This window comes from Mucilaginibacter metallidurans (assembly GCF_003286435.2).
GTDB classification, from domain to species: Bacteria; Bacteroidota; Bacteroidia; order Sphingobacteriales; family Sphingobacteriaceae; genus Mucilaginibacter; species Mucilaginibacter gossypii.
This window is the reverse complement of the sequence record NZ_CP043449.1, coordinates 6,829,234-6,855,639: the sequence shown is the minus strand read 5'-3', so window position 1 is coordinate 6,855,639 and position 26,406 is coordinate 6,829,234. Positions and strand designations below refer to the sequence as shown.

General features: G+C 43.1%; 22 protein-coding genes. 14 read left to right on the top strand and 8 right to left on the bottom strand.

Annotated features, from left to right (window positions below; all coding sequences use genetic code 11):
• Positions 1–24 precede the first annotated feature (24 nt).
• The 4 genes from DIU38_RS29510 (at position 25) to DIU38_RS29495 (ending at position 4,375) form a co-directional block, all read left to right on the top strand.
• Complete coding sequence (locus DIU38_RS29510; RefSeq protein ID WP_112651208.1) at positions 25–2,181, top strand: DUF2231 domain-containing protein; 2,157 nt, start codon at positions 25–27, stop codon at positions 2,179–2,181.
• 476 nt (positions 2,182–2,657) lie between these two features.
• Complete coding sequence (locus tag DIU38_RS29505; RefSeq protein WP_112657063.1) at positions 2,658–3,665, top strand: NAD(P)H-dependent glycerol-3-phosphate dehydrogenase; 1,008 nt, start codon at positions 2,658–2,660, stop codon at positions 3,663–3,665.
• Between the two features lie 30 nt (positions 3,666–3,695).
• Complete coding sequence (locus DIU38_RS29500; RefSeq protein WP_112657065.1) at positions 3,696–4,007, top strand: hypothetical protein; 312 nt, start codon at positions 3,696–3,698, stop codon at positions 4,005–4,007.
• Between the two features lie 47 nt (positions 4,008–4,054).
• Positions 4,055–4,375, top strand: coding sequence for a hypothetical protein (locus DIU38_RS29495; protein ID WP_112657067.1), 321 nt, complete (start codon positions 4,055–4,057; stop codon positions 4,373–4,375).
• A gap of 235 nt (positions 4,376–4,610) precedes the next feature.
• Here DIU38_RS29495 and DIU38_RS29490 read toward each other — a convergent pair whose 3' ends face one another.
• Together DIU38_RS29490 and DIU38_RS29485 are read right to left on the bottom strand one after the other, a co-directional pair.
• Positions 4,611–6,473: a DEAD/DEAH box helicase gene (locus DIU38_RS29490; protein WP_112657144.1), complete on the bottom strand. Its 1,863-nt coding sequence runs from the start codon at positions 6,471–6,473 to the stop codon at positions 4,611–4,613.
• 375 nt (positions 6,474–6,848) lie between these two features.
• Positions 6,849–7,316 (bottom strand): DUF4293 domain-containing protein, encoded by a 468-nt coding sequence (locus DIU38_RS29485; RefSeq protein WP_112657069.1) that lies wholly within the window; start codon positions 7,314–7,316, stop codon positions 6,849–6,851.
• 129 nt (positions 7,317–7,445) lie between these two features.
• On the opposite strand from DIU38_RS29485, the gene DIU38_RS29480 reads away from it, so the two are divergent.
• From DIU38_RS29480 to DIU38_RS29470, 3 genes are all read left to right on the top strand, one after another.
• Positions 7,446–7,967: a DUF892 family protein gene (locus DIU38_RS29480; protein ID WP_167516312.1), complete on the top strand. Its 522-nt coding sequence runs from the start codon at positions 7,446–7,448 to the stop codon at positions 7,965–7,967.
• 55 nt (positions 7,968–8,022) lie between these two features.
• Complete coding sequence (truA, locus tag DIU38_RS29475) at positions 8,023–8,808, top strand: tRNA pseudouridine(38-40) synthase TruA (RefSeq protein ID WP_112657071.1); 786 nt, start codon at positions 8,023–8,025, stop codon at positions 8,806–8,808.
• Between the two features lie 175 nt (positions 8,809–8,983).
• The gene (locus DIU38_RS29470; protein ID WP_112657146.1) at positions 8,984–10,732 is read left to right on the top strand and encodes an ABC transporter ATP-binding protein; all 1,749 of its coding nucleotides are present in this window, start codon (positions 8,984–8,986) and stop codon (positions 10,730–10,732) included.
• 79 nt (positions 10,733–10,811) lie between these two features.
• On the opposite strand, the gene DIU38_RS29465 is transcribed toward DIU38_RS29470, so the two are convergent.
• Positions 10,812–11,012: a hypothetical protein gene (locus tag DIU38_RS29465; protein ID WP_112657072.1), complete on the bottom strand. Its 201-nt coding sequence runs from the start codon at positions 11,010–11,012 to the stop codon at positions 10,812–10,814.
• A 403-nt stretch (positions 11,013–11,415) separates the two neighbouring features.
• Here DIU38_RS29465 and DIU38_RS29460 point away from each other — a divergent pair, with 403 nt between their 5' ends.
• From DIU38_RS29460 to DIU38_RS29440, 5 genes are all read left to right on the top strand, one after another.
• Complete coding sequence (locus DIU38_RS29460) at positions 11,416–12,294, top strand: cell division protein FtsX (RefSeq protein WP_091167461.1); 879 nt, start codon at positions 11,416–11,418, stop codon at positions 12,292–12,294.
• A 91-nt stretch (positions 12,295–12,385) separates the two neighbouring features.
• Entirely contained in the window at positions 12,386–12,679 is a 294-nt protein-coding gene (locus DIU38_RS29455; protein ID WP_112657074.1) for a DUF3098 domain-containing protein, read from the top strand.
• Between the two features lie 95 nt (positions 12,680–12,774).
• Entirely contained in the window at positions 12,775–13,569 is a 795-nt protein-coding gene (locus DIU38_RS29450) for an undecaprenyl-diphosphate phosphatase (protein WP_112657076.1), read from the top strand.
• A gap of 156 nt (positions 13,570–13,725) precedes the next feature.
• Positions 13,726–14,448: a tRNA pseudouridine(55) synthase TruB gene (truB, locus tag DIU38_RS29445; RefSeq protein WP_112657078.1), complete on the top strand. Its 723-nt coding sequence runs from the start codon at positions 13,726–13,728 to the stop codon at positions 14,446–14,448.
• A 75-nt stretch (positions 14,449–14,523) separates the two neighbouring features.
• The gene (locus DIU38_RS29440; protein WP_112657080.1) at positions 14,524–15,450 is read left to right on the top strand and encodes a bifunctional riboflavin kinase/FAD synthetase; all 927 of its coding nucleotides are present in this window, start codon (positions 14,524–14,526) and stop codon (positions 15,448–15,450) included.
• Positions 15,451–15,548: 98 nt separating this feature from the next.
• Here DIU38_RS29440 and DIU38_RS29435 read toward each other — a convergent pair whose 3' ends face one another.
• On the bottom strand, positions 15,549–16,172 hold the full coding sequence (locus DIU38_RS29435; RefSeq protein WP_112657082.1) for a LysE family transporter: 624 nt from the start codon (positions 16,170–16,172) through the stop codon (positions 15,549–15,551).
• A gap of 167 nt (positions 16,173–16,339) precedes the next feature.
• Between DIU38_RS29435 and DIU38_RS29430 the strand changes: the two genes are divergently transcribed.
• Positions 16,340–17,266: a cobalamin-binding protein gene (locus tag DIU38_RS29430; protein ID WP_112657084.1), complete on the top strand. Its 927-nt coding sequence runs from the start codon at positions 16,340–16,342 to the stop codon at positions 17,264–17,266.
• A gap of 132 nt (positions 17,267–17,398) precedes the next feature.
• The gene (locus DIU38_RS29425; protein WP_112657086.1) at positions 17,399–19,954 is read left to right on the top strand and encodes a family 20 glycosylhydrolase; all 2,556 of its coding nucleotides are present in this window, start codon (positions 17,399–17,401) and stop codon (positions 19,952–19,954) included.
• A 266-nt stretch (positions 19,955–20,220) separates the two neighbouring features.
• On the opposite strand, the gene DIU38_RS29420 is transcribed toward DIU38_RS29425, so the two are convergent.
• The 4 genes from DIU38_RS29420 to DIU38_RS29405 form a co-directional block, all read right to left on the bottom strand.
• Entirely contained in the window at positions 20,221–22,299 is a 2,079-nt protein-coding gene (locus tag DIU38_RS29420; RefSeq protein ID WP_112657088.1) for a TonB-dependent receptor, read from the bottom strand.
• Positions 22,300–22,712: 413 nt separating this feature from the next.
• On the bottom strand, positions 22,713–23,843 hold the full coding sequence (locus DIU38_RS29415; RefSeq protein WP_112657090.1) for a TlpA disulfide reductase family protein: 1,131 nt from the start codon (positions 23,841–23,843) through the stop codon (positions 22,713–22,715).
• 97 nt (positions 23,844–23,940) lie between these two features.
• The gene (locus DIU38_RS29410) at positions 23,941–25,128 is read right to left on the bottom strand and encodes a TlpA disulfide reductase family protein (RefSeq protein WP_112657092.1); all 1,188 of its coding nucleotides are present in this window, start codon (positions 25,126–25,128) and stop codon (positions 23,941–23,943) included.
• 58 nt (positions 25,129–25,186) lie between these two features.
• On the bottom strand, positions 25,187–26,368 hold the full coding sequence (locus DIU38_RS29405; RefSeq protein WP_091167431.1) for a formimidoylglutamase: 1,182 nt from the start codon (positions 26,366–26,368) through the stop codon (positions 25,187–25,189).
• Between the last annotated feature and the right edge of the window lie 38 nt (positions 26,369–26,406).

The following is a 26,406-nucleotide window of genomic DNA, read 5'->3' as shown; positions in this document are numbered from 1 at the left end:
TAATACACATACAGCCCGGCGTATATGAAAAGCAGCCACAAAGGTTTTGCGGAAGGGACATTATTTGCCCTTAATATTTTTATTGTAGTGCTGCTTATAGCCGGCGATAGCCTGGTTGTGCCCCGCTGGCTGCAACCTGTTGGCCGCATGCACCCGCTGATCCTGCATTTTCCCATCGTGATACTGATGCTGGCCATGGTGATGGAGTTTTTCCGTTACCGGGCCGAGTTTATTAACGAAAAGCTGTATCAAACTTTCACAAGCTACCTGCTGCTGCTGGGTGCATTACTGTCATCAATAACGGTGATCATGGGTTTGTTCCTTTCAAGAGAGCCAGGTTATGAGGGCGATACATTACAATGGCATAAATGGTTTGGAGTAAGCGTGGCCTTTGTCGGGTATGGCGTGTACCTCATCCGCCATACCTCAAAATATACCGTAAGGTTCGCTAAAGCCGGAGCTATAATAACCGTTTTCTGTTTAATTGTTGCCGGGCACCTTGGTGGCAATCTTACCCATGGCAATGATTTTGTTTTGGGGCCGGTAATGGATAAGAGCAAAAACGTGGTACCGATAGACCAGGCCCTGGTTTATAACGATGTGATCCGCCCTATATTTGAGGTTAAATGCCAAAGCTGCCATAATATCGATAAAAAGAAAGGCGGCCTGATGCTTACTGATTCGGCGGCGATAATGAAAGGCGGCAAAACCGGCAAGCTATTCATAGCCGGCGACCCGGCCATGAGCCTGCTGCTGCAACGTGTGCACCTGCCCGAAACCGAAAAGAAACACATGCCGCCTACCGGCAAAACGCAGCTTACCGATGATGAAAAAATGTTGCTTTACCTGTGGATAAAAAGCAAGGCCGGTTTCAGTAAAAAAGTGATTGATTTACCTGCCAACGATTCATTACGGATGATAGCCGCCACCCGCTTAAAACCCGCAGAAAGGGAAGAAGAGGTTTATGATTTTTCGGCAGCCAATGAAAAAGAAATTCAAAAGCTGAACAACAATTACCGGGTGGTTTATCCGCTGGCCAGTGAGTCGCCGGCGCTCGCGGTTAATATTTACAATAAAAGCACCTATAATGTAAAAGTGCTGGAGGAGTTAAGTTCTATAAAAAAACAGGTAGTATCGCTCGATCTGAACAAGATGCCCGTAAAGGATGCCGACCTGAAAACCATCGCCAAATTTGAAAACCTTCGCAGGCTAAACCTTAACTTCAGTGATGTTACGGGCAAAGGCTTAAAGGAATTAGCAGGTTTAAAATATCTCAAGAGTATTTCATTAACGGGTGTTAAACTTAATATAGCCGATGTAAAACAGCTCATCGCTATAAAAAGCCTCAATGAACTCGCTGTATGGGATAGCGGCCTAAACCCGGCCGACCTGCAACTGCTTCAAAAACAAAACCCCAAACTTAGCCTGTTAACCGGCTTTAAGGATGATGGTAAGGCGCTTAAGCTCACCAGTCCGCAGTTAAAAAATACAGCAGTTATATTTAAGCAGAATTATGCTTTGCAACTTAGCAACCCTATAAAAGGTGCGGATATCCGGTACACTACTGATGGTTCGGTGCCTGATAGTATCAAGGCTGCATCTTACAAACCAGGCATTGTATTTACCCAAAGTACCGTGATCAGGACAAGGGCATTTAAAGCCGGATGGATTGGCAGCGATACCGTACAATTCAATGTTTATAAATGTGCCTATACACCCGATAGCATTAGCTTTGTCAAATATCCCGACGACAAATACAAAGGCGATGGCGCTAAAACAATTATCGATAAAGAATTAGGCGGCGACAATTTTGGCAACGGAAAATGGGTTGCATCGCAAAAGGATCTGGCGGTGATCATGTGGTTTAATAAACCGATTGATCTGCATTCGGTTAGTCTCAATGTAATGCGTAATACAGGTTCCCAGATCTTTTTACCCGCCGGGGTTGAGGTTTGGGGAGGCTCTGATCAAAACCATCTCAAGCTGTTGAGCACACTTAAAACAGTGGCACCAAAAAAATCTGATCCGTTTGCTCTGATTCCATTGGAATGTAAGTTAAAATCCGAACAAAAGATATCCTGCATCAAACTGGTTGCCCAATCGCTTAAAAGCGTGCCGGCATGGCATCCGGCCAAAGGCAAACCGGGCTGGGTGTTTTTGGATGAGGTGTTTTTGAATTGATACTTAACAACTAATAGTATCTTGCGTTCACCCGCTATTCTTTAACCAACCATCCCGACAAAACAAACCCGGGAGCATGCAAACTATCTTAAACTCTTTATCTTAGAAACTGTTTATTTTTGACAAATATCGTTTACAGGTAGATAAAACTTCATTGCCGTTGGTTTTAACCAACGGAATAAAGCATTCACAACAAGAGGGCTTCAGCCCAAATCCGCTTGCATAATTAGGCTAAAGCCAGGAGTTTTCGGCTCTTAATCCGTTGGTTAAAACCAACGGCAATTAATATTCTTCATTCTTAAACAGCTTCTTAGAAAAGAAAAACGGAAGCATCGGCCCGGAGCCAGGTTATTGTCTTGCAAAAAAGCTCAAAAAAGTAGTTAAGCCCACTTTTCTATCATTCGCCAATCTGCATAATATTTCATTAATTTGCTTGGCCGATTAAAACCAGGCAGCGATATTTCTATTATTTATTGATGGATAAAAAATTAAACAAGATCACAGTTGTTGGCGGGGGGAGCTGGGCTACGGCTAATATCAAAATGCTTATCGACAACACCACCCCTAAAGAAATTTTTTGGTGGATGCGTAATGCCGAAGCTGTGGAATATTTGAAAAAGTTTGCGCGTAACCCGCATTACCTGAGTTCGGTGGAGATCAAACTTCCCGAACAAAATATATCTACCGATCTGAAACCACTCATAGCGGCTGCTGACATTGTGTTGCTTAATGTGCCGGCTGCTTTTTTGAAAGACGCACTAAAAGATATTACTACTGCCGATCTGAAAGGTAAAAAAATAGTATCGGCTATAAAAGGTATTGTCCCCGATGAAAACCTGATAATTGCCGAATTCCTCCATCAAAAGTACGATATATCGTTTGATGATTTTATGGTGATCAGCGGGCCGTGCCATGCCGAGGAAGTAGCGCTCGAAAAATTATCATATTTAACTATAGCTTCCGGAGATACAAAACTTGCCTCGCAGTTTGCGGGAATGATCAATACCCGGTATATCAAAACAAACATTTCTGATGATATCTATGGTACAGAATATGGGGCTGTTTTGAAGAATGTATACGCAATTGCCAGTGGTATTTGCCATGGTGTGGGCTATGGAGATAATTTCCAGGCGGTGCTGATATCAAACGCCATTCGCGAATTAGAGCGTTTTGTCGCCGCTGTACATCCTATCGACAGGGATATTAAAGAGTCAGCTTACCTGGGCGATTTGCTGGTTACCGCTTATTCGCAATTTAGCCGTAACCGCACCTTTGGTAACATGATAGGCAAGGGATATACAGTAACATCGGCCCAATTGGAAATGAACATGATTGCCGAGGGGTACTATGCAGTAAATTGCCTACACGAGGTTAATAAGCAATACGGCGTGAGCATCCCTATCTGCGAAGCTGTTTATGCAATTTTATATCAAAAACGCTCACCTGTAGTAGAAATGAGAAATTTGGCCGAGAAATTGAGTTGATTTTATTAAAGAAACTTAATTACTGTCAATATGAAAAATCTGTTTAAAATAGCCCTGTTTGCTGCCGGTACATTTATGGTTAGCCCGGGCTTTGCCCAAACGCATAAGGATTCAACCCTCGGTGGGAAGATCAGCAAAACCACAAAAAAAATAGGCCATAAAACATCCGAAATTGCGGCTAAAGGCGCAGCTACGGTAGCTGATAAGAAATATGCCGGCAAGGCTGGCCCTAATGGCGAAACCATTTACATTGATAAATATTCGCATTATTTTTATGTGAATAAAAAAGGTCACCGGGTTTATCTGAAAAAATCTGAACTGATTGATAAACCTGCCCAATAATTAAATTCAACAAAGGCGTAAGCCGTTCTAAAAAATCCTGATCCGTCATGAAAAAGTTTGCTCCCATATTTGCTGCAGTTGCAGGCATGTTATTGATATACGCTTGTTCTCAGCCGCCGGCCGCCAATAAAAAGCTGGAAGGTAACTGGAAATCAAAAGATGGTGTTACCAAGCTTTCGATAACGGATAAAGATTTTATTATGGACGACGGACAGGCCAGCAAAGAGGATTATTTTGTAAAAAATGATACGATTTATACCTCATACCAGGGGAGCAGGCCTTATACCAAGTTTTTTATTAAGGAACTTACCGACAGTAAGCTAACACTTTGTTATCCTGATTCGGACATTGTTGAATTTAGCCGTTAATGTAAGCGGAAAGCTAAATGCCTAAAGCGGAAAGCTCATAAGTTTAATGGATGGGTTGAAGTTTGCTTATGACCAGAAAAGGCGGGCTTATATATAAAACAAAAGCCTTTGTTCCCGTATGCAGCGGTAAAAAGGCTTTGTTAACAAAACTAAACTAAAACTAATGCTTCTTACTAAAGGAAGCTCATGAAAACCACCACATGCTTTGCACATGGTGGTTTTTTATGATGGATGATTAAAATCTCCTTCTGCGCTCAGGACGATCTTCACGGGGTTTGCCTGAAAAGTCGCGGAAACCACCGCCATTGCTGTGCTCGCGCCTTTCGTTGCCACGGTAACCACCGCCTTCACGACGCTCGCCACCACGGTAACCACCTTCACGGCGGTCTCCGCCACGGTATCCGCCTTCTCTGCGGTCGCCACCGCGGTATCCGCCTTCACGGCGTTCGCCACCGCTACGGTTATCGCTGGTGCCTTCGCCTGAGATCTCGATCCTTACCGGGCGACCTTTATATTCGGCTTCTTTAAAGCTGGCCATCACTTTATCAACATCTTCGTTTTGTACTTCAAAGAAAGAGTACACACCTTTAACATCGATTTTACCTACGGTACGGCCGCTTATTTTGGTTGTGTTGCAAATGTAACCCAACAAATCGCCGCGGTTAAATTCATCAACCGAACCTAAGTTTATAAATAAACGGGTAAAGTTACCACGGACACCATTGCCGCGTTCGCCGCGATCTTCAAACCTGTTACGGCCTTCTTCAACGCTGGCATTCAGGTCGGGAGCGTTTTTATAATAATCAAGGAAACGGTTAAACTCAATTGAAGCAAATCGTTTGATGAAATCTTCCTTGGTGAAATCTTTAAACTCGTCATAAATACGCGGCAGGTATTGCTCAATCTGCTCTTCGTTTACAGTTACGTTATGTACCTTGTGAACGATAGAGAATAATTGTTTTTCGCAAACATCAAAACCTGTAGGGATCTCAGCTTTCACGAATTTTTTACCAATAACACGCTCAATTTGGCGAATTTTGCCTAATTCTTTGGCGTTAACGATAGAGATTGATACACCGGTTTTACCTGCACGGGCTGTACGGCCGCTACGGTGGGTGTAGTTTTCAATTTCGTCGGGTAATGAATAGTTAATAACGTGAGTTACGTCGTTAACGTCGATACCACGCGCGGCAACATCGGTTGCAATTAATAATTGCAGGCTGCGCTCACGGTAGCGTTTCATCACTTTATCGCGTTGTTGCTGTGAAAGGTCACCGTGCAACGAATCAGCATTGTAGCCGTCTTTGATCAGGGCCTCAGCAATTTCCTGGGTTTCAATTTTGGTACGGCAAAATACAATACCAAAAATATCAGGATTAAAGTCAACAATACGTTTAAACGCGGCATACTTATCACGGGCACGTACTATATAGTACTCATGCTCGATATTGGCATTGCCGGTGTTTTTTGCGCCCATGGTAAGCTCGAAAGGATCGGTCATGTATTTTTTCGCGATCCGCCTAACTTCGGCAGGCATGGTGGCCGAGAATAGCCAGGTTTTTTTCTCTTCGGGTGTGGTAGATAAGATACTATCAATGTCTTCCTGAAAGCCCATATTGAGCATTTCATCAGCCTCATCCAATACTACATACTTCACAGCCGAAAAATCAATAGCCTTACGGTTAATGATATCAAGCATACGCCCTGGTGTAGCAACTACGATCTGTACGCCGCGTTTGATCTGGCGTAGCTGATCCATAATGCTTGCTCCGCCATAAACAGCAACAACGTGTACGTTGCTCATTTTTTTGGAGTAGTTCTTAATGTCGTTCGCGATTTGTAAACAAAGTTCGCGTGTTGGGCATAAAACAAGTGCCTGTGGATGATTTTCTTCGAAATCAAGCAGTTCCAACAATGGTAGGCCAAAGGCAGCAGTTTTTCCGGTCCCGGTTTGGGCTAATCCGACAAAATCGTTGCTGCCTGTTAACAATACCGGGATTGACTGCTCCTGGATTGGTGTAGGATTCTCAAATCCTAACTCAGAGATGGCATTAACAATATCATGACGGATTCCCAGTTCAATAAATGGGTTGTTCATGAATTTAAATAACGAATTTGACAACATCGTCAAATCGGGCGCAAAGATAGTGTTAATGTTTTATAATTCCAATAGGCGGGTTGAGATAAAATGAAGTTTGGTAGTATTATTGAGAATAAGCCACTAATTGGCTGAAAAAAAACCAGTTAATTAATAATTTCATAACAAGGATTACTTTTTTCTCCGGTTTTTAAAGCCCGATTTTTGATAATAAGGGGCTTTAGTAAGCATGAAAATCATCAATCCATTACCTGGTTTTTACACCGGGATTGCAAAAAAGGGACTTAAGGCTTCAGCCACAAGCTCCAGGCATGAAAAAGAAAAACCAGACTTTTAACTTCCGACTTAGTACTGTCGACTTAACGCTAACCCGGGTTACCTCAACCTGTCGGCCGATTTTACCAGCTTCTCATCTTTTTTTATGCTTTTTTGTGCGAAGATGATCAGTATGATGCTTAATGAAGTAAGGAACAGGCCAATACCCATCGTGCGTGTGTCAAGGGTAATGCTGCCTGCTGCGCCTTTAACAGTTTGTGCCATCCAGAAACTGTAGCCAATAAGTACCAGTATAGCACTGTAGCAGAAGGCTATTTGCTGTTTTCGGTTTTTATATAGAAAAATGATAACCAGGGGAATGAGGGCAACAATAGCTGTTATAGCGGTGAGTGCCACAAATGTTTGGGTATGTTGCTGTACGCCGTTCACATCCTGGTAAATACCGGTAACCATAATGCTGGATGGTTTATCATTAACATAGACGTTGTGGGCAAGCGGAAAAAAGAAAAGGGCGAACAGCACAAGGCTGGCGAACAAAAGGTAAATGCTTTGGATGCGTTGCAGCATGATATTAAAAATTATAAAGGCAAATATAAATGTTTTGCTTATTGGAGAAGCACTAATTTAATAGCGATATCGCTTGCTTTGAATGATAATTATTTAATGTATATTTATTTGTATTTAAACAATTGTCAAATGCCCCGCATTAGTGAACAAAACCCCGAAGATGTTAAATTTGAGAACGTCCATTTAAAAAGGATTTTCCTTGAGCACCTGAACAGTATTTATTTTGGTAAAAAACATCTGATTGATTTTTTTGAGGAGATAAAAGAGCTTGCATCCTTAGCTTATTTAAAGGAGGCCGTACAGGAATGTTATGAAGCTACCCAAAAGCAGCTTACCCATCTCGATTCTATTTACAGCGCCATTAATGAAACGCCATCAAAAACGACGGTACTTGGCATAAAAGCCATGACGCTTGAAGCTTATATATCGGCAATTAAAACCGGGAAAACTGCCATGGAGCGTGATGTGTTCATTGTATTTTATGTGCAGATCATCGAAGGGATTGAAATAACCTATTTTGATGTTTTGCGTAACCTGGCAAAAACCATTGGCTATAGCAATTCCTTTATCAATAAGCCTTTTAATCTGGCTGTTAAAAATAAACTGGCGTTTGAGGCTATCTATAAGGCCTATATAACCGAACCCGCATAATACTATGACCAAATTATGAACCCGGCATAGGTGGCAGATTATTAACTTTGCCGTCGTGAGCAACAACCAGCGTTATTTTATTGAACTGGCCTACAACGGCACTGCCTATCACGGCTGGCAAATACAGCAAAATGCCGTAAGTGTACAGGAATTGCTGAACAAGGCACTAAGCACAATTTTACGGCAGCCCATAGAAACAACCGGCTGCGGCCGCACAGATACAGGCGTACATGCAAAGGAGTTTTTTGCGCATTTTGACGCCCCCCTACCCCCTGAAGGGGGAGTAAGTTCATTAGAAAGCACCCCCTTCAGGGGGCGGGGGGGGCTAAACGCTCTGCTCCCTCATGATATCGCCATAAAAAATATTATCCCGGTACATGCCGATGCGCATGCCCGTTTTGATGCCACATCGCGCTCGTATCAATATCATGTTCACTTTAATAAAGACCCTTTTTTGCAAGGGGCTTCCTGGCAATTGCGTGATGTGCCCAATCTGGAACTAATGAACCGGGCAGCGGCTATCATAATGGAGTATATTGATTTTAGCTGTTTCAGCAAATCAAACACCCAGGTTAAAACCAATAACTGTAAAATAACCCGCGCCGAGTGGGTGAAAACAGAAAACGGCATTGTCTTCCATATAACTGCCGACAGATTTTTGCGTAACATGGTACGGGCCATTGTGGGTACGCTGATGATGATCGGCCGGGAAGAAATCTCTCCCGAAAGCATTCGCGAAATTATTGAAAGTAAGAACCGCTCAAACGCTGGCACCAGCGTACCTGCCTGCGGCTTGTATTTGACGGAGGTGAAATATCCATATAGCCTATCTATTCCATAAGCCCCCTAACCTTCTAAAGGGGGAATAATGGTGGAGAATGGAATTTTAAGATTTATAATTATACCTTACATTTGAAATAGTGGCAAAAAAGGAAGAAAATACTAATAAGCAGGCACCCTCTTCCGGGGGCGGCGTAACCGGAAAGGCCCTTGACTGGAAGCTGCTCGGCCGGGTAATGCATTACGTTAAGCCGTATAACAAAACCTTTGTTATAGCTACTTTCCTGACTATTTTTATAGCTGCCAATGCTTTGCTGCAGCCAATCCTGATCCAGCGTACGCTGGATGTCAACATTTTGAACGACGATTATAACGGCCTGGTTTTTATGGTTGAGCTAATGATAGCTCAATTGATTATTCAAACTATTGCGCAGTACTACCAAACTTATTTAACCAATGCGTTGGGCCAATATGTGATACGCGATTTGAGGATCGATATTTTTAACCACATTACCAGTTTAAGATTAAAATACTTCGACCGTACGCCTATCGGTATGCTTATTACCCGTACGGTGTCCGACCTGGAAACTATTGCCGATATTTTTTCGGAAGGGTTGATCTCTATCATGGGTGATATGCTATTGGTGGTTGCTGTGATAGGCTATATGCTTTGGCAAGACTGGAAACTGGCCCTGATTACGCTCATTCCGATGCCCTTCCTGTTTGCTTCAACCTATGTGTTTAAGGAGGCTATCAAGTCATCATTCCAGGAGGTACGCACACAGGTAGCACGGCTCAATACTTTCCTGGCCGAGCATATCTCGGGGATCAGCGTGATCCAGATCTTCGCCCGTGAAGACCAGGAGATGCGCAAATTTAAAGCCGTGAACGAGAAGTACCGCGATGCCAATATCCGCTCAAACTGGTATTATTCGATATTCTTTCCTGTAGTAGAAATTCTGTTTGCCATATGCATGGGCTTGTTGGTTTGGTATGGTTGCAAACGGATGCTGTCAGATAGTCAAATGCTAACTATCTCTGCATCAGGCAAAGGAATTACTCCGGGGTTGATCACCAGCTTTATTGTATTGCTGAATATGTTGTTCAGGCCTATCCGCCAGCTGGCCGATAAATTTAATACCCTGCAAATGGGAATGGTGGGTGCCGACAGGATTTTTAAAGTACTGGATACAGACGAGGTGGCCGAAAATAAAGGCACACTTACAACAGGCAGGCTGCAGGGCGATATTAGCTTTGATAAAGTATGGTTTGCCTATAATGATGAAAACTGGGTGCTGAAAAATATCAGCTTCCACATTAAACCAGGCGAAACCCTGGCTTTGGTAGGGGCAACCGGAGCAGGCAAATCATCAACCATTAATATCCTGAACCGTTTTTATGAAATTGGTAAAGGTTGTGTAAGGGTTGATGGACATGATATCCATGATTATGATGTAAACTACCTGCGTTCGCAGATAGCAACTGTGATACAGGATGTTTTTTTGTTCAGCGATACCATTGCCAATAATATCAGCCTCAATAATCCCGCTATCACCCGCGATCAGATCATAGCTGCAGCCAAAGATGTTGGTGCACATGATTTTATTGAACGGTTACCGGGTGGCTACGATTATAATGTGATGGAACGCGGCTCAACACTTTCGGCCGGGCAATCGCAGCTGATCTCCTTTATCCGGGCACTGGTTTATAATCCCGCAATTTTAGTTTTGGACGAAGCGACGTCGTCTGTTGACACAGAAACGGAGATCCTGATCCAGAATGCCATCAATAAATTAATGGAAGGCCGCACGGCTATAGTAATAGCCCACAGGCTTTCCACCATTCAAAACGCCGACAGGATCATCGTACTTGATCACGGCGAGATCATGGAAATGGGTACCCACCAGGAGTTGCTTAAAATTGAGAACGGCCACTACCGGAAATTGTACGACCTTCAGTTTAACTCGGCGGGGATTGCGAGATAACCCCACCCAACCCTCCCCAGCAGGGAGGCTTAAAGATCTTAATTAAGTCCTCCCCTTCCGGGGGAGATTTAGAGGGGGCTTATTTCGGTACACTTTTCACCGAATGAACCGGTTGTTCTTCTTTCTCATGCTTTTTGGCAATATCGCCTCCATGCGGATTATCGGCGTGATATTGTTTATCTTCTTTACGCACCTTGCTTTTATGCCCATTATCGGCTGGCCTGTGGGTAGGGGTATCTGATGGTGAAGGTTTATCTTTCTGGTTTGCTGGCTTTGTCATGATTGAATAACAACAGCAACCGTGCTTTGTTTAACTCCAGGTTTAGATCAGAATTTGATGTTTAATTTGTCTGAAATCAGAATTTACAGAATTTTTAAATTTTCAGAATTACCTGTCAGCGTAATCAAATCGTCACAAGTGGATAAGATTCTGTTAATTCTTAAATCCTGTAAATTCTGATTTCAGACAAAAAAATCAACGCAATCAGCGAAATCAAAAAGATCAACGGTCGGTTGTTAATAAATGTTAAATCTGTTAAGCTAAAGCGTTATTAAACATATTTATAAGCAATAAACTTTTACCTTTAGGGAGGGTTTCTTATTTTCGCAGAAATATGATGTTAACTTGAGGGGGATAGTGATCTCAAATCTCACGTCTAATATCTAACATCTAACAAAAGTAAATGGAAGAATTTGAAGCAAGCGCATCCTCTAAAAAGACAAAAACCATCTACATTTCAACTGTATTTGGTATTGCCATGGTGCTGTTAATGGTAGGGCTGCTGGGTTTAATACTGGTATACGCTAAAAATATTTCGAGCTATGTTAAAGAAAACATCGTGCTTAATATTTTTGTTGATGATGCCGCCCACGAAAGCGATGTATTGCAACTTCAAAAACAGTTGGATGGCAACGTAATGGTAAAACAAACCCAATACGTAAGTAAAGAGCTTGCCGCCCGCAACCTGCAAAAAGATCTTGGCGAAGACTTTGTAAAGTTTTTAGGTTATAACCCGCTATCACAGTCAGTTGATGTTTACCTGAAAGCGGATTATGCCAACAACAAGGATATCGAAAAGTTTAAAGCCGAGTTGCTGAAAAACCCCTTAATAAAAGAGGTTAAATATCAGCAGTCACTGGTTGACCAGATGAACCAGAACGTAACGACCATCAGTTTGATCATCCTTACCTTCGCCGGAATCTTTGTAGTGCTTTCGGTAGCGTTGATTAATAATACCATCAGGTTGGCGATTTATTCGCAGCGTTTCCTGATCAAGTCAATGCAACTGGTTGGGGCTACAAAAGGGTTTATCCGCAAGCCTTTTTTACTGTACGGGATCTGGCATGGCTTATTAGGCGGCCTGATTGCTATTATCCTGTTGATAGGTACGCTGTATGTAGCTTATGATAATGTACCCGACCTGGTGTTTTTACAAAACTACACTGAGTTTGGCATTGTGTTTTTAGTTGTTGTTGGCCTGGGTATTTTCATATCAGGCTTCAGTACCTTTTTAGCAGTTAACAAGTTTTTACGTTTAAAAATATACGATCTGTACAGGTAGAGGTTAAAGGCGAAAGGTGAATGCTGAAAGGCTTGATCTGAGCTCTCAACCACTAATTCATTAACTCAATAATTCAGTAATTAAAAGATATATGGCACAAAAATTTAAACCAGCGGCTCCTGTAAAAACAACTGCTGCAACATCGCCGACAGCTACCGGTGCTGCAAAAGCTACTGCGCCTGCACAACCGGTACAATTTATATTTGATAAAAGCAATTACCGTATGCTGATCATCAGCGTGGCGGTTGTGGCCTTCGGTTTTGTGCTGATGTCGGGCACAACTGACATTTACAGCACTACCAAAATAGTTATCGCGCCAATAGTAGTTTTGGCCGGTTTTGCTTTGGGTTTCTTCGCTATCCTTAAAAAGCCTTCGGCTAATTAATACAGTAACCATGCTGAATTTTACAGTAGATATGTTTTAGTGAAAGATATCTACTGTAATAACGTATATCTCTACCTCAACCCCTTAAAACCCCAATGAATTTAATCCATGTTATTATCCTTGCAATTATTGAAGGGATAACTGAATTTTTGCCCGTATCATCAACCGGGCACATGATCATTGCTTCATCAGTAATGGGCATAGCAGCCGATTCTTTTGTAAAGCTTTTTACTATTGCCATACAACTGGGTGCCATCTTATCGGTAGTGTTCCTGTACTGGAGAAGGTTCCTCCAATCGGTTAATTTTTATTTAAAACTGTTTATCGCTTTTATACCTGCAGCGGTATTTGGCGTATTGTTTAGCAAAAAGATAGATGCTTTATTGGAGAGCGCGCTTACCGTTGGTATTACCCTTTTTGTTGGCGGTATTATTTTATTGTTTGTTGATAAATGGTTCAACAAGCCTATGATTAAAGAAGAAAAAGAAATCAGCAATTTAACTGCATTTAAAATAGGTTTTTTTCAGTGTTTAGCCATGATCCCCGGTACATCGCGTTCGGCTGCTACTATTGTTGGTGGCATGGCGCAAAAACTAAACCGAACTGCAGCTGCCGAGTTTTCATTCTTTTTGGCGGTGCCCACTATGTTTGCCGCGACTGCAAAAAAACTATACGACTTCCATAAAGAAGGGCACGTATTTACCGGCGAAGAAATTAAATTACTGGCCATAGGTAATATCATTGCTTTTATTGTTGCCATGCTGGCTATTAAAACATTCATTACTTTTCTTGAGCGCCGTGGCTTCCAGATTTTCGGCTGGTACCGTATCGTGGTTGGAGCTGTTATTATAGGATTAATTTTGAGCGGGCACCAATTACAAACGATTTAAGCATTTAAGTATATCACATTAATTTTGCCGCGCCGGATCATTCTCATATCAAAAGAGATTGATCCGGCGTAGTAATTTATAGCTTGTCCGGCAATAGGGCCGAAAATCGTACCTTTGCGAAAAATCGGATAAATTGATCCGGTGTAAATAAAAGATTTGAAGAACACGTACACTAAAATAGAGGAATTTGCCGAGGGTCAGCTACTGCTGGTTAATAAACCGTATCAATGGACAAGCTTCGATGTGGTTGGCAAACTCCGCAATTCATTTAAGCCGCTTAAACTAAAGGTTGGCCATGCAGGCACGCTTGATCCGCTGGCTACCGGCCTGTTGATCATCTGCACCGGTAAAATGACCAAGCAGATTGATACTTTCCAGGCCGAAGAAAAGGAATATACCGGGACCATGGTATTGGGTGCTACTACCCCCTCGTACGATATGGAAACGGAGCCAGACAAAAGTTTCGACATCAGCCAACTCACCGAAGAAATGCTGCGTAACAACTGCAGACAGTTCATTGGCGATATCCAGCAATATCCGCCGGCGCACTCGGCCATAAAAGTTGACGGGGAACGTTTATATGAAAAGGCACGCCGCGGCGAGGATGTGGAACTGAAGCTGCGTAACGTCACTATAACCGAGTTTGAACTAAGCCGTATTGAGCTGCCCGAGGTTGATTTCAGGGTGGTGTGCAGTAAGGGCACTTACATCCGTTCGCTGGTGAATGATTTTGGCGCAGCTTTAGGCAACGGGGCTTATCTTTCAAAACTAAGACGCACACGCAGCGGTAGCTTCAGAATTGAGGATGCCTGGGAAGTGATGGAACTGGTAAATACTGTGAGGGAATTAAAAGTATCAGATGTACATACAGCGCGGTAAAGGAAATTTACAAAGCTCAAACACTCCGGTTTTTAATCCCATCAACTAAAAATTAACTTTGTGTTTTACTCATAAATGAGGGTTTACAATAATATCGACGAATTTACAGCGGTAAACAATGCAGTAGTCACCATCGGTACATTTGATGGGGTACACTTAGGGCACCGTAAAATTATCTCAGGCATTAAGGAGCTGGCCGAAAGCACAGGAGGCGAAACGGTGATCCTTACTTTTTTTCCGCACCCGCGCATGATCCTGCACCCGGAAGATGAAAGCCTGAAACTGATAACCACCATTGCCGAAAAGGCCGACCTAATGGACCGTATCGGGGTTGACCATCTCATTATAACCCCTTTTTCAAGAGATTTCTCCAATCAATCCGCCGAAAGCTATATCCGCGATGTGCTGGTTAATAAAATTGGTACAAAAAAAATAGTAATAGGCTATGACCATCGCTTCGGTAAAGACAGGCAGGGCGGCTTTGAAGATCTGCAGCGCCTTAGCCCCGTTTATGGCTTTGATGTGGTAGAAATTCCCGAACAGGACATCAACGAGGTGGCCATCAGCTCAACCCGCATCCGTAATGCCCTGCTGAGCGGCGATATTCATTTGGCTAATGCCTTTTTAGGCTATCCTTTCTTTATTACGGGAAAGGTTGTCCGCGGCGATCAGATCGGCCGTCAGCTTGGTTATCCGACAGCCAATATCGTGGTTGAAGAAAAATATAAGCTTATTCCATGCGATGGTATTTTTGCGGTAACAGTAATTATAGCTGATCAGAAATACAAAGGAATGGCCTACATCGGCAGTCGCCCAACGGTCAATGGCCTTAGCCGCAATATCGAAGTAAACATCTTTGACTTTAACGAAGAGATCTATAATCAGACTATCCGTATGGAGTTTTACCACTACATCCGGGGTGATGTTAAGTTTTCATCGCTTGATGAATTGAAAGTTCAGTTGGCCCAGGATAAGGTTGATGTGTTGAAAGTCATGAATTGAAGCATGATTTTTAGGATTTGAGGATTACCTTGAATTCAATATGGATTGGCAGCTTACGCACCGCATCAGGCAATCCCTAAATCAAGAAAATCAAGGTTTTAATGCTTAAAAAATGACAAGTAAATCTGTTTCACAATATGATACATCGCGAAAGCGAAAAATAATATAGCTATGCTGGTATTGATAAGCCTGGTGCTTAACGCAAATCTTTCCTGTATGTATTTAGCGAATTTGGCATAGATAAACAGGCATAAAAAAGCACCTGCTGCCGAACCCAGACTAAAAATAACAAGGGCTACCCTGCCGTCAAGGATCCATTCGTGTGTAATAAGGTAGGTGCCGGTCACCATCCAGAAGGGCACCTGCATGGGGTTTAGAAAGCCTAATAAAATACCGTATTTAATACTGGCGTGTTCAGAGTAATTGGTTTTAGGAGGGGCATTGCGATGAATCCAGGTGATATAACCCATTACACCAAACAAAACCACCATGATCCAGTCGATAATGGTGCCCAGTTTCAATTGTCCCGAAAGCCAGCGGGCAGCATGCATAATAAAATAGGTAAAGAAAAATTCAACTGCCGAAAAAGCTGTAATAAAACGTACAGCCTCTTTTATGCCACGGTTTATAGTGATCTGTACTAAAGTTAGGTTTATATTGCCGGGTGGTATATAGCCTATGAAATTAGCTATAAGCCCGATGAAAAAAGTCAAAAATATCATTGCAGCAAAGATAGGTTGTTAATTGGAGTTGGCAAATTATTGTCTGAACCACGATTTATAGGATTTGAGGATTGTCCCGATGTCGGCATTAGAATCCAATAATCTGACAAATCCGTTTAATCCCGGTTCAGAATCTTCCTTACATTTGCAAACTTTAACTTGTTAACATGCCAACAAAAAAAATAGTTTCGTTACTGCCGGCCGCTACCGAGATAATTTGTGCTTTAGGATTAGAGAAAAACCTGGTGGGGCGTTCGCACGAATGCGATTTTCCGGCATCTGTTAAAGAATTACCCATATGTACTGAAGCTAATTTTCCGGATGGTTTGAGCAGCGCCGATATTGATGTAAAAGTGAAAGAGATCCTGGCCGATGCACTATCGGTTTATACCGTAAAGCGCGAACAAATTAAAACCCTTGCGCCGGATGTGGTGGTAACCCAGGCCCAGTGCGAGGTTTGCGCGGTATCGTTAAAAGATGTTGAAGAGGCGCTTGAAAACTACCTGGATAAACAAGCTCAAATTATATCATTACAGCCCAATAGCCTTGAAGATATATTTATTGATATTACTAATGTTGCCAACGCACTTGATGTGCCGCAAGCCGGGGCTGAGTTAATTGAAAGCTTACAGGAGCGCGTTGATATTGTCAAGCACAAACTTAAGTTTATAGACAGCAAACCCACCGTTGCCTGTATTGAATGGCTGGAGCCAATAATGATATCCGGCAACTGGGTACCAGGCCTGGTAAACATAGCAGGCGGAACGCCCGTTTTAGCACAGGAAGGGAAGCACTCGCCCTATATTGAGTGGGATGAGATCCTGCAGCAGGACCCGGAAATTATTGTGGTGATGCCTTGCGGCTTCAGTATTGAACGTACCATGCGTGAGATCAACCTCCTTTTGGACCGCCCGGGTTTTGCATCTCTCAAAGCGGTAAAAAACGACAGGTTTTATATCGCCGATGGCAACCAATATTTTAATCGTCCCGGCCCAAGGATTGTCGACTCAATAGAGATCCTCGCCGAAATCATCCGCCCTAAGCAGTTCATATTTGGTTATGAAGGGGAAGGGTGGATTAAGTTTTCCCTTTAAGTCTTGAGTCACTACTGCTGCAGGTTTAGCGATAGCGTAACCTGTGGTGTGTCTCCACAAAAAACACTTATTAAAATAATTTAAAAAGTAATATATTTACCTGTCTGCTATCTCCCAGGCACAGGATCAATTATGAACAAAATTTTTACGCTGGTGGTTATCGCCGCGGTTTTTGTATGCAGCGGTTTTAAAATTAATGATGATAAAAAACCGAACGTAACCAACCTGCACCTCACCTGGCAGGTAATGGATAATAACTATCAAAATAAAAACCAAGCCCTCACCGCACTGGTGATTGCCAATAAAAGTCATGAGGTTTTGCCTGCAGGGGGATGGAAGATCTACTTTAATTCCGGGCGTGGTTTTACTAAAGCAGCCGTTAGCAATAACGCCCTGATTGAACAGGTTAACGGCGACTTATACAGCATAACCCCAACATCCGGCTTCAAAGACCTGAAACCCGGCGAAACCTCCCGGATTGAATTTGTGTGCGATGACCCTGTGGTAAACATTACCGATGCACCTGAAGGGCCATACCTTGTTTGGGATAATGCCCCTGAAAAAGGCTATTCTTTCGGCTCATATGATATTACGCCGTACAAACCAACTTACCAGGGCTTAATAACCCCCGAAATTGTTTATGACAGGAATAAAACGGTCACTGATATTCCGGCAGATCAGTTGGTAAAGGTTTTCCCTACACCGGTAAGTTATAGCCCGGGCAGCGGCAGTTTTTCGTTCGCTGCGGGCGTTCAAGTTTCATCTGCCGATGCGCGGTTCAGCAAAGAAGCGGCTGTTTTACGTAATTACATTGGCGGCATCTTCGGAAAAAAGGAAACAGTAAAACCGGGTAAAGTTATCTCATTTGAATACAAAGCCGGTTTGGGCAATGAGGCTTACGAGCTAAGTGTAAAACCAACCACTGTGGTTATCCGCGCATCTGCAAATACCGGCATCTATTATGGTATTCAATCATTCAAAAGCCTGATCCCGGCGAGCGCTTTAGCTAAAACGCCATCATCGGTACAAATTCCATGCGTTGAAGTTACCGATGCCCCTCGTTTTGCGTATCGTGCCGTAATGCTTGATGTAGCCCGTAACTTTCAGTCAAAACAGCAGGTGTTGAAATTACTGGAAGCGATGAGCCTGTACAAGCTTAATGTGTTGCACCTGCATTTAACGGATGATGAGGGATGGAGAATAGAGATTCCTGCGCTGCCTGAGCTTACTGCTGTCGGCTCGAAACGCGGGCATACCCTTGATAGCAAACGCCACCTGCCACCGTCGCACGGCTCTGGCCCGGAGGTTAATAACCCTTTTGGCACCGGCTATTATACGAAAGCAGATTATATCGAGATCCTGAAATACGCCAATGACCGTCATATCACTGTAGTACCTGAAATTGAAACACCGGGGCACGCCCGCGGAGCTATTAAAGCAATGAACGCTCGCTATGACCGATTAATGGCCGAAGGCAAAAAGGCTGAAGCTGAAAAATATTTACTGTATGATCCCTATGATAAATCTGAGTATCGCTCGGTACAATACTGGAACGATAATGTGATTGATGTATCGCTCCCTTCAACCTATAACTTTGTGGAGACTGTGGTAAATGACCTCATCAGCACTTATAAAGACGCCGAAGCGCCACTTCCCACCATCCACTTCGGTGGCGATGAGGTCCCTGCCAATGTGTGGGAAAAATCACCTGCTTATGCAGCGCTTAAGTCTACCCATCCCGAAATACAGAGCACTAATGATCTTTGGTATTATTTCTACGGAAGGATTAATGAAATCCTGAAAGCAAAAGGTATCCGCCTGTCGGGTTGGGAAGAAATGGCGCTGCGTAAAACAACCCTCGACGGTCAGCCGGCTTACGTACCCAATCCGGATTTTACAAAAGAACACTTACAGGTTGATGTTTGGAATAACGTGTTAGGCGGGGGACAGGAAGATCTGGCCTACCGTTTGGCTAATGGTGGTTACAAGGTGGTGTTAACCTGCGTTACCAACCTGTATTTTGATATGGCCAATTACAAATCATTTGATGAGCCGGGTTATTACTGGGGCGCATTTTTAGGCATTGATAAATTCTTCTCATTTATCCCCTACGATTATTTTAAAAATGCCGACGTTGATAAGCAAGGCAACCCGATAAACAGGAATATCTTCATCGGCAAGCAACGCCTTACCGATTATGGTAAAAGCAATATAGTAGGCTTGCAAGGTGCCTTATGGGCCGAAACAGTGAAAGGTCCCGAAAGAATGGATTACATGATTTTCCCGAGGCTGCTTGGCCTGGCTGAACGTGCCTGGGCGCAAGACCCGGCTTGGGCTACCGAAAAAGATCCTGTAAAAAGTAAAGAAGCATACCAGGCCGCCTGGTCAAATTTTTTAAATGTGTTAGGTAAACGTGAACTGCCCCGCCTCTCTTATTATAACGGTGGCTATGATTACCGTGTTTCTAAGCCAGGAATCAGCCTGCAGGATGGTAAATATTTTAGTAACGTAGAGTTTCCAGGCTTGACTATCCGGTATACAACGAATGGTAAAGATCCTGACGCTGGTAGTAAGGTTTATACTGGCCCTGTTAACTACAATGGCGGCGTTATCAAATTCCGCGCTTTTGATCCGAAAGGCAGGGGTGGTAATGTGGCTGAGGGAGGAAGTAATAATCTGAATCCGTAGTTTCAGTTGGCAGTTTTGGGTTTGCAGTTTGCAAGTTGAAAAAAGTCCGGTGTTTACTTCGTAAAAACACCGGACTTTTTTATTTACAAATGCCGCCACTCGGCAGGAGCCGAGTGGCAACTATTATACGGCCTCCGGCCGCCGTAAACAAGCAAGGCGTACATAGGCCAGAGGCCTGGAAATAATCGCCACTCGGCTGGAGCCGAGCGTCGGCAGTATTTTGGACTTTACTTACTATGATCTATGAACCATCAACTATTAACCATCTAATACATAAAATTCATCCCAACCGAGTAATTCCTAAGCGGAGCTGCATTATAATATCGGTTACCTACAGCATTCAAATCATTACCAAGGCTATATTTCTGATTCAGTAAATTATCCGCGGCAGCAAATATTTCAAAACGGATTTTACGGCCAATGGTTGGCTGATAGCTAACGCGGGACTGCAACAGGTTATATTTTGGCGCATATACGGTGCTTGCATCGTTCAGCGGAATTTTTGAAGTAAAGGTATGCTGAACAAATAATGCAATACTTTCAGGGAACCTGATCTGCAGGCTGCTCACAAATACGTTTTTAGGTACGCCCGTTAGCCTGTTACCCGAATAACTGGCATTGGTAACCATATAATCCCTAAACCGGAAATGACTGTACGTAAAAGATTCGTTGAGTTGTAGCCCACGGATGAAGTTATACCTGTTTGGGCGAATAATCCAATAGTATAATGACGCTTCGGTGCCTAACTGGTTGGTGCCACCGGCGTTGATATAATGTTCGGTTTCATTAGCATTTAGGCGGCGTACTATGGCATTGTTTAAGCGATAGTAGTAAACAGATGCATCCAGCATAAAAGTTTCGTCGCTATTGCGCAGGCGGAAACCTGCTTCATAATTCCAGCCGTATTGGGCCTGCAGGCTTGTGTTTACAATATTATCAGTTGGCCGTACCTCGGCAGTCGTAGGACTTGAATAACCGCGACTTACACTTGCCCGCCACGCCAATGCGTTAATGAACTGGTATGATAAAGCCAGCCTCGGCATCAATTGCGCGCTAAAGTTTCGGTTAGTAAAGTTGTTTTGATTAAGCGGATACAGGTTTTTAAAATCGTAGCCATAATCATTTAAGCTTACCGCGGCTTCAACATGCAGGCGTTTATAAACATCAGCAGCATAACGTACAAATACAAAATGCTGATTGGTATGGATATCGTCAATAGTTTGGGTGGTATCTTTTACGCCTTTTTTATTGCCATAATTGGCAATATGTGAGTTGGTTTGCTGCCATTCAAAACCGAGATCAACTTTCCAGTCTAAATTGGGTTTATTATCGCCGGTTAGTTCAAAATAAGTACGGAAGCCATAGGTATTTTCACTGCGTTGCTCATAATTAGTAATGAACGGATTGGCGAAATCAACGTGGTTCCCAAACACGGCCAGCACGTTGCGGACGTGGTCGTTAAAATGATATTCGTTGGTTAAGCCGCCTAAATACATTTTGGTAGTAATACCTATGCGTTGCTGAATAGCCCCGGGCAAAGTTGCCGTAGGCTGGCGGGCTAATCTCGGATTGGCGGTATACTGGGCCAGGTTTAAGCCACCCGGTGTTTGATAGGCCAGGTCCGAATAGATGCCCAGTGCTTTTAATGTGTTTTTACTGCTGTAGTTCCAGCTATCAGCCAGTTGCAGGTAGTTGCGGTGAGTATCGCTGTTTTGCCTGTAGCCATGATAGGTTTGAAAACTTTGGTTAATGTTGAGCAGGTAATTGGCGGTTTTTAATTGTACTGCTGCTTTTTCATGAAACAACCCGTATGAACCGCCATTTATCCCGGCCGAAATATAGGTACTGTCGTTATACCGGTTCAGCGGACTAAGAATGACTACCCCGCCTGAGTTTGCCCCAAATAAGCTGCCATCCGGGCCCTTTAATATTTCAACCTTTTGTATGGCTGCTATATCAATGGCATTTAAATAACTGTTGCCGCCGGCGTCGGTAAGCGGGATATCGTCAAAATAGATCTTTACGTCCCTCACGCCAAAAGGCGAACGCAATAAACTGCCCCTGATGGATAAACGATAGCTGCCTGGCGAACGCTCCTCGGTACGTACCCCAGGAACCGTATTTAAGGCGTTTACAAATGAATTATCAGGCTGGATCTTGAGCTGGGCTGCATTAAGCACACTTACCGACGCCGGTACGCTTATCACAGGCTGGTCGCTCAGATAACCTTTGATGATCACCGGTTTAAGCTCGGTGGTGTCTCTCTTAGGTTTAATCTTATTTTGTGCGTGGGTTACAGTAAAAGCTGCAAGTATAAGAGTTATAAGAGTAAAGCGTTTTAGCATAGATTGACAATCAGGGATGACCCTCAAAAATAGTTGTTTATACTTGTAAAAGGATATTGCAGATTTGTAAATATCTTGATGTTGAGCTTGGGTCAATGCCGCCCTTTTCCTTTTGCTTCCTAAATCTCAGGGACTGTTTAAAAACGGGAAATATTCATAGCGGTTGGTTTTAACCAACGGAAAAAAAAGCTAAAAAGTTTTGGCTTTAGCCCAATTGTGCAAAAGAATTTTGGCTGAAGCCCCTTATTATTACTCATTATTCCGTTGGTTAAAACCAACGGCTATGATTCCAATATGATACATAAATAATTCGACTCAAATTTAAACAGCTTCTTAGGGGTGAGAAACAAACATAAAAGCCTTAACAAATTGATTTTGCTAAGGCCTTACAGTCAATGACTTCAATAATATGATTAGATCTTTCCAAAAATCTCCGCGAGCTTATTCTCCAGATCTTCACCCCGCAGGTTTTTTCCTATGATCTTTCCGTTAGGATCTAACAAAAAGTTTTGAGGGATTCCGCGTACTGCATACAGATCGGCTGCTTTACTGTCCCAGAATTTAAGGTCGGATACATGGTTCCAGGTGAGGCCATCTTTGTGAATAGCTGCCAGCCATTTATCTTTTGCGTTCGGCCTGTCGAGCGACACGCCAAGTATGGTAAAGTTTTTGCCTTTATAAGCGTTGTAAGCCTTTACCACATTAGGGTTTTCGCGACGGCAAGGGCCGCACCATGATGCCCAGAAATCTATCAGTACATATTTACCACGAAATGATGACAGGCTAACCATTTTACCGGCAGTATCAGCTTCGGCAAACTCGGGGGCGGTTGCACCTAATGCCACAGCTTTTAATTTTGGTAGGCGTTCGGCAAATTTCTTGCCTGCTTCGGTTGCTTTAATAGCAGGACTGAAGTTGTTGAACAATGGGGCAATATCTACGTAATCGGCACTGTAGGCATATGATTCAAGCGCGTTAAGGCTTACATATGAATCGGGGTTTTCCTGGATAAACTTTTTATTTACCTGCGCATCCTGGTCGTCGATCTTTTTTTCTTCGGCATTTAGTTCGGCCATTTGCTCCGGCGTGGCGGTTTTACGTTTTGCCGAAAGCGCCTCATAGGCATCATTAATCGGTTTTTCGGCCAGGTTATATTTTTCGTTATCGTTATTGGTTTTGGTACCTTCTATTTTGGCATCAGCAATTTTATCAGTTGCGCTTACGTTGATGGTACCTGGTTCAAGGTAAATGGAACGATAATCTTCTGAGCTATGCAGACCGGTACCTTTGGGGTTAAACAAAATATAACCGCTTACAGGTGTTGTTGTGCTTGTTTTACCGGTAAATTTAAAGGCTCCTCCGTTCAATATTGCCGAATCGACAACCGTTTTTCCATCATTACGATATTGCACATAGACTTTCGCCGGTGCGTTATAGTCGCCAATTTTACCTTGCACAGTATATTGGGTATCTTGAGCAAAAGCTAAAGCAGGGGCGCTTGCAATTGCTGTTAAAGCTATTTTTTTAATTGAGGTCAAGTTCATATCGCAATATAATAAAATTAGCCGGGTATTAAATATCCGGCTAATTCAACGGTGAATATGACATATTAATTAATATTGCCCTGGCTGGGTCATAGTATTAATTATATTTTCCAAATAGCTGTTCCAGTTTGGCATCAAGATCTTCGCCGCGCAGGTTTTTTGCAATGATCTTACCCTGCGGATCGATCAGGAAGTTTTGAGGGATAGATGTTACCGAGTACAAAGCCGCAGCCTGGTTGTTCCAGAATTTAAGATCGGATAACTGAGTCCACTCAAGGCCATCGCTTTTAATAGCGGCCAGCCATGCCGATTTGCCGTCGGGCCTATCCAACGAAACCCCAACTACCGTAAAGTTTTTGTTTTTAAACCTTGCATAGTTACGTACCACGTTCGGGTTTTCCTGGCGGCAGGGACCGCACCATGATGCCCAAAAATCAAGTAATACATACTTGCCCCTGAACGACGATAGCTTTACAGGAGTTCCGTTAACGTCGTTTTGTGTAAAATCAGGAGCTTCGGAGCCAATGGCTGTAACTTTTAGGGCGTCAAGCTGCACCTTCATCATTTTACCGGCTTCGGTATCTTTGATTTTTTGAGATAACGAATTGTATAATGGCTCAACTTCGCTAAGGTCTGGGGCCGGTCCGCTCACCGAGGTTAGTGCAAGTAAACTTAAATAACTATCAGGGTTGGCTGCAATAAAGCTTTTTAAAGTTGTTTTTTGCTCTGTTTGCAGGGCTTTATACCTTGCCTGCATGGCACTCCTGAAAGCTGCCGATTTTTGCTGCTCTGGCGTTGCTGCCTTGGCCTCAGCCATCAGTTTTTCGCCTTTTTGATTGATGGCTTTTAACTGTGCCTGGAGTTTTACGTTATCTGCATTAAGTTGCGACCCGGTGATCTGTGCTTTATCTATCGAATCTTTACTGGTGATGGTAATGGTACCTTTTTCCAGAAAAAAATCTATGTCATCGGCCGTCTTTGAAATCAGGCTGCCGTTATCGGCATATTTATAGTTGCCATCGATAAATTTTTCGAGGGGTAAGCCCTTATAGTTAACGGCTAATGTGGCATTAACGGGGTTAAATATCGTGCCGGTAAATGAAAATGCTCCGTTAACCACATTGGCCGAATCGGTAACATTATTAGCACCCAGTTGGTACGATAAATATACTTTGGCGGGTGTGGTGACATTGCCTAATTTACCATTAATAACAAAGGTGTCTGTAGCCTGTGCAAGCGCCGTTACCGGCAGCATGGCGGCTATGTAAAAAAATAATTTCTTCATTAAAATATATAAAAACTCTACGCTGCTAACGTCTGAGCAAGGGTTAAAATTGTGAATATCAGTTTAATTTTTGATATGTGCGCCACCAAAGGTCCGGTAATTCGCCGGATGTTGCTGTTTTGTAATCGGCATAGCTGCAGGGTACCAAATGAAAACGCTCATTAGGCGAACCTGCCGAAGGGTAAGGCACCTGCATCCACCAGCGGTCGGATTTTTTACTTTTTACAAATATTACTTCCTGGTCGTCGTGGGTTAAGCTGGTTTTATAAATAAGGTATTGGGATTTAGGGTTAAGCGGAAAATCGCGCTTGCGGTTATAAAAACCGTCAATAAAATACCAGATCATTTGGGCCAATTGCCAGGCGGTTTGCCCGTTACTATCATAAGCCGGGTTAAATTCATAAAAACCTATCGAAGTAAGTTTATCATTAAAGCCCGCGTAACGACAAAGCTGGCAGGCTTCTTCGCCATAAAAACCATTTGGTGTGGCATTGGCATTCCCCATGGCATCGGCAGCCCGGATAGCACCGATATCGAAGCTCACCATGCTGGCATTGCGGATGGCAGGTTCAGTAACAGCAATATTGCCGCTCAGTTCGCCTAAACGGTGTACATCAAAATAAAGTTTGTCCATTACCCGCAGGCTGTCCTGGCTTACAAAATAGGTTTGGTAGCCAAGATTGCTGAAGTTGAACAGGTAATTGGGATCATGCAGGAATATTTTGTTGAGATAAGAAGCAGAAGTAGTTTCAATACTTTCGCCGTGATTATCTTCATCCAAATCAAAATGCGAATCGATTACCACCAGGTCAACCTTCTGTTCAAGCTCCTCATAACCCAGGTACTGGGCGTAAGTAAGATCCTGTCCCCCGCCTAAAATAACTGGGATGATGTCTTTTTTGATCAGTTCGCTCACTACCGTTTTAACAGCGAAGTAGGTGTCTGTTACCTTTTCGCCGGCACGGATATTGCCCAGATCGGCAATTTTTACAGAATAGCCGCCTTCGTTTAACTGATATAATTTTTCGCGGATGTAATCAGGGCCAAGTGAACAACCGGGGTTGCCAATTGCATTACGATCATCCATAACACCAATAATAGCGATATCAGTTTTCTCTTCCAAATCAGGAAAATCGACAGAATAATGCACAATTTTATCGCCAAGCTGGCTGGTATAATAGCCTTTTTTAGGAGCTATCTTTTTAAGATCAATCGGCGTAAAAAAATCAGCTAATGACATAAGTATTTAATGTGCGGATTTCAGATGTGCAAATGTGC

Bases quoted from the DNA above. Each gene is read 5' to 3' on its own strand.
- DIU38_RS29465 (WP_112657072.1), bottom strand. From the start codon at position 11,012: ATGACAAAGCCAGCAAACCAGAAAGATAAACCTTCACCATCAGATACC.
- DIU38_RS29485 (WP_112657069.1), bottom strand. From the start codon at position 7,316: ATGCTGCAACGCATCCAAAGCATTTACCTTTTGTTCGCCAGCCTTGTG.
- DIU38_RS29480 (WP_167516312.1), top strand. From the start codon at position 7,446: ATGCCCCGCATTAGTGAACAAAACCCCGAAGATGTTAAATTTGAGAAC.
- DIU38_RS29455 (WP_112657074.1), top strand. From the start codon at position 12,386: ATGGCACAAAAATTTAAACCAGCGGCTCCTGTAAAAACAACTGCTGCA.
- DIU38_RS29415 (WP_112657090.1), bottom strand. From the start codon at position 23,843: ATGAACTTGACCTCAATTAAAAAAATAGCTTTAACAGCAATTGCAAGC.
- DIU38_RS29460 (WP_091167461.1), top strand. From the start codon at position 11,416: ATGGAAGAATTTGAAGCAAGCGCATCCTCTAAAAAGACAAAAACCATC.
- DIU38_RS29500 (WP_112657065.1), top strand. From the start codon at position 3,696: ATGAAAAATCTGTTTAAAATAGCCCTGTTTGCTGCCGGTACATTTATG.
- DIU38_RS29430 (WP_112657084.1), top strand. From the start codon at position 16,340: ATGCCAACAAAAAAAATAGTTTCGTTACTGCCGGCCGCTACCGAGATA.
- DIU38_RS29410 (WP_112657092.1), bottom strand. From the start codon at position 25,128: ATGAAGAAATTATTTTTTTACATAGCCGCCATGCTGCCGGTAACGGCG.
- DIU38_RS29435 (WP_112657082.1), bottom strand. From the start codon at position 16,172: ATGATATTTTTGACTTTTTTCATCGGGCTTATAGCTAATTTCATAGGC.
- DIU38_RS29505 (WP_112657063.1), top strand. From the start codon at position 2,658: ATGGATAAAAAATTAAACAAGATCACAGTTGTTGGCGGGGGGAGCTGG.
- DIU38_RS29425 (WP_112657086.1), top strand. From the start codon at position 17,399: ATGAACAAAATTTTTACGCTGGTGGTTATCGCCGCGGTTTTTGTATGC.
- DIU38_RS29490 (WP_112657144.1), bottom strand. From the start codon at position 6,473: ATGAACAACCCATTTATTGAACTGGGAATCCGTCATGATATTGTTAAT.
- DIU38_RS29420 (WP_112657088.1), bottom strand. From the start codon at position 22,299: ATGCTAAAACGCTTTACTCTTATAACTCTTATACTTGCAGCTTTTACT.
- DIU38_RS29495 (WP_112657067.1), top strand. From the start codon at position 4,055: ATGAAAAAGTTTGCTCCCATATTTGCTGCAGTTGCAGGCATGTTATTG.
- DIU38_RS29450 (WP_112657076.1), top strand. From the start codon at position 12,775: ATGAATTTAATCCATGTTATTATCCTTGCAATTATTGAAGGGATAACT.
- DIU38_RS29440 (WP_112657080.1), top strand. From the start codon at position 14,524: ATGAGGGTTTACAATAATATCGACGAATTTACAGCGGTAAACAATGCA.
- DIU38_RS29405 (WP_091167431.1), bottom strand. From the start codon at position 26,368: ATGTCATTAGCTGATTTTTTTACGCCGATTGATCTTAAAAAGATAGCT.
- DIU38_RS29470 (WP_112657146.1), top strand. From the start codon at position 8,984: ATGCATTACGTTAAGCCGTATAACAAAACCTTTGTTATAGCTACTTTC.
- DIU38_RS29510 (WP_112651208.1), top strand. From the start codon at position 25: ATGAAAAGCAGCCACAAAGGTTTTGCGGAAGGGACATTATTTGCCCTT.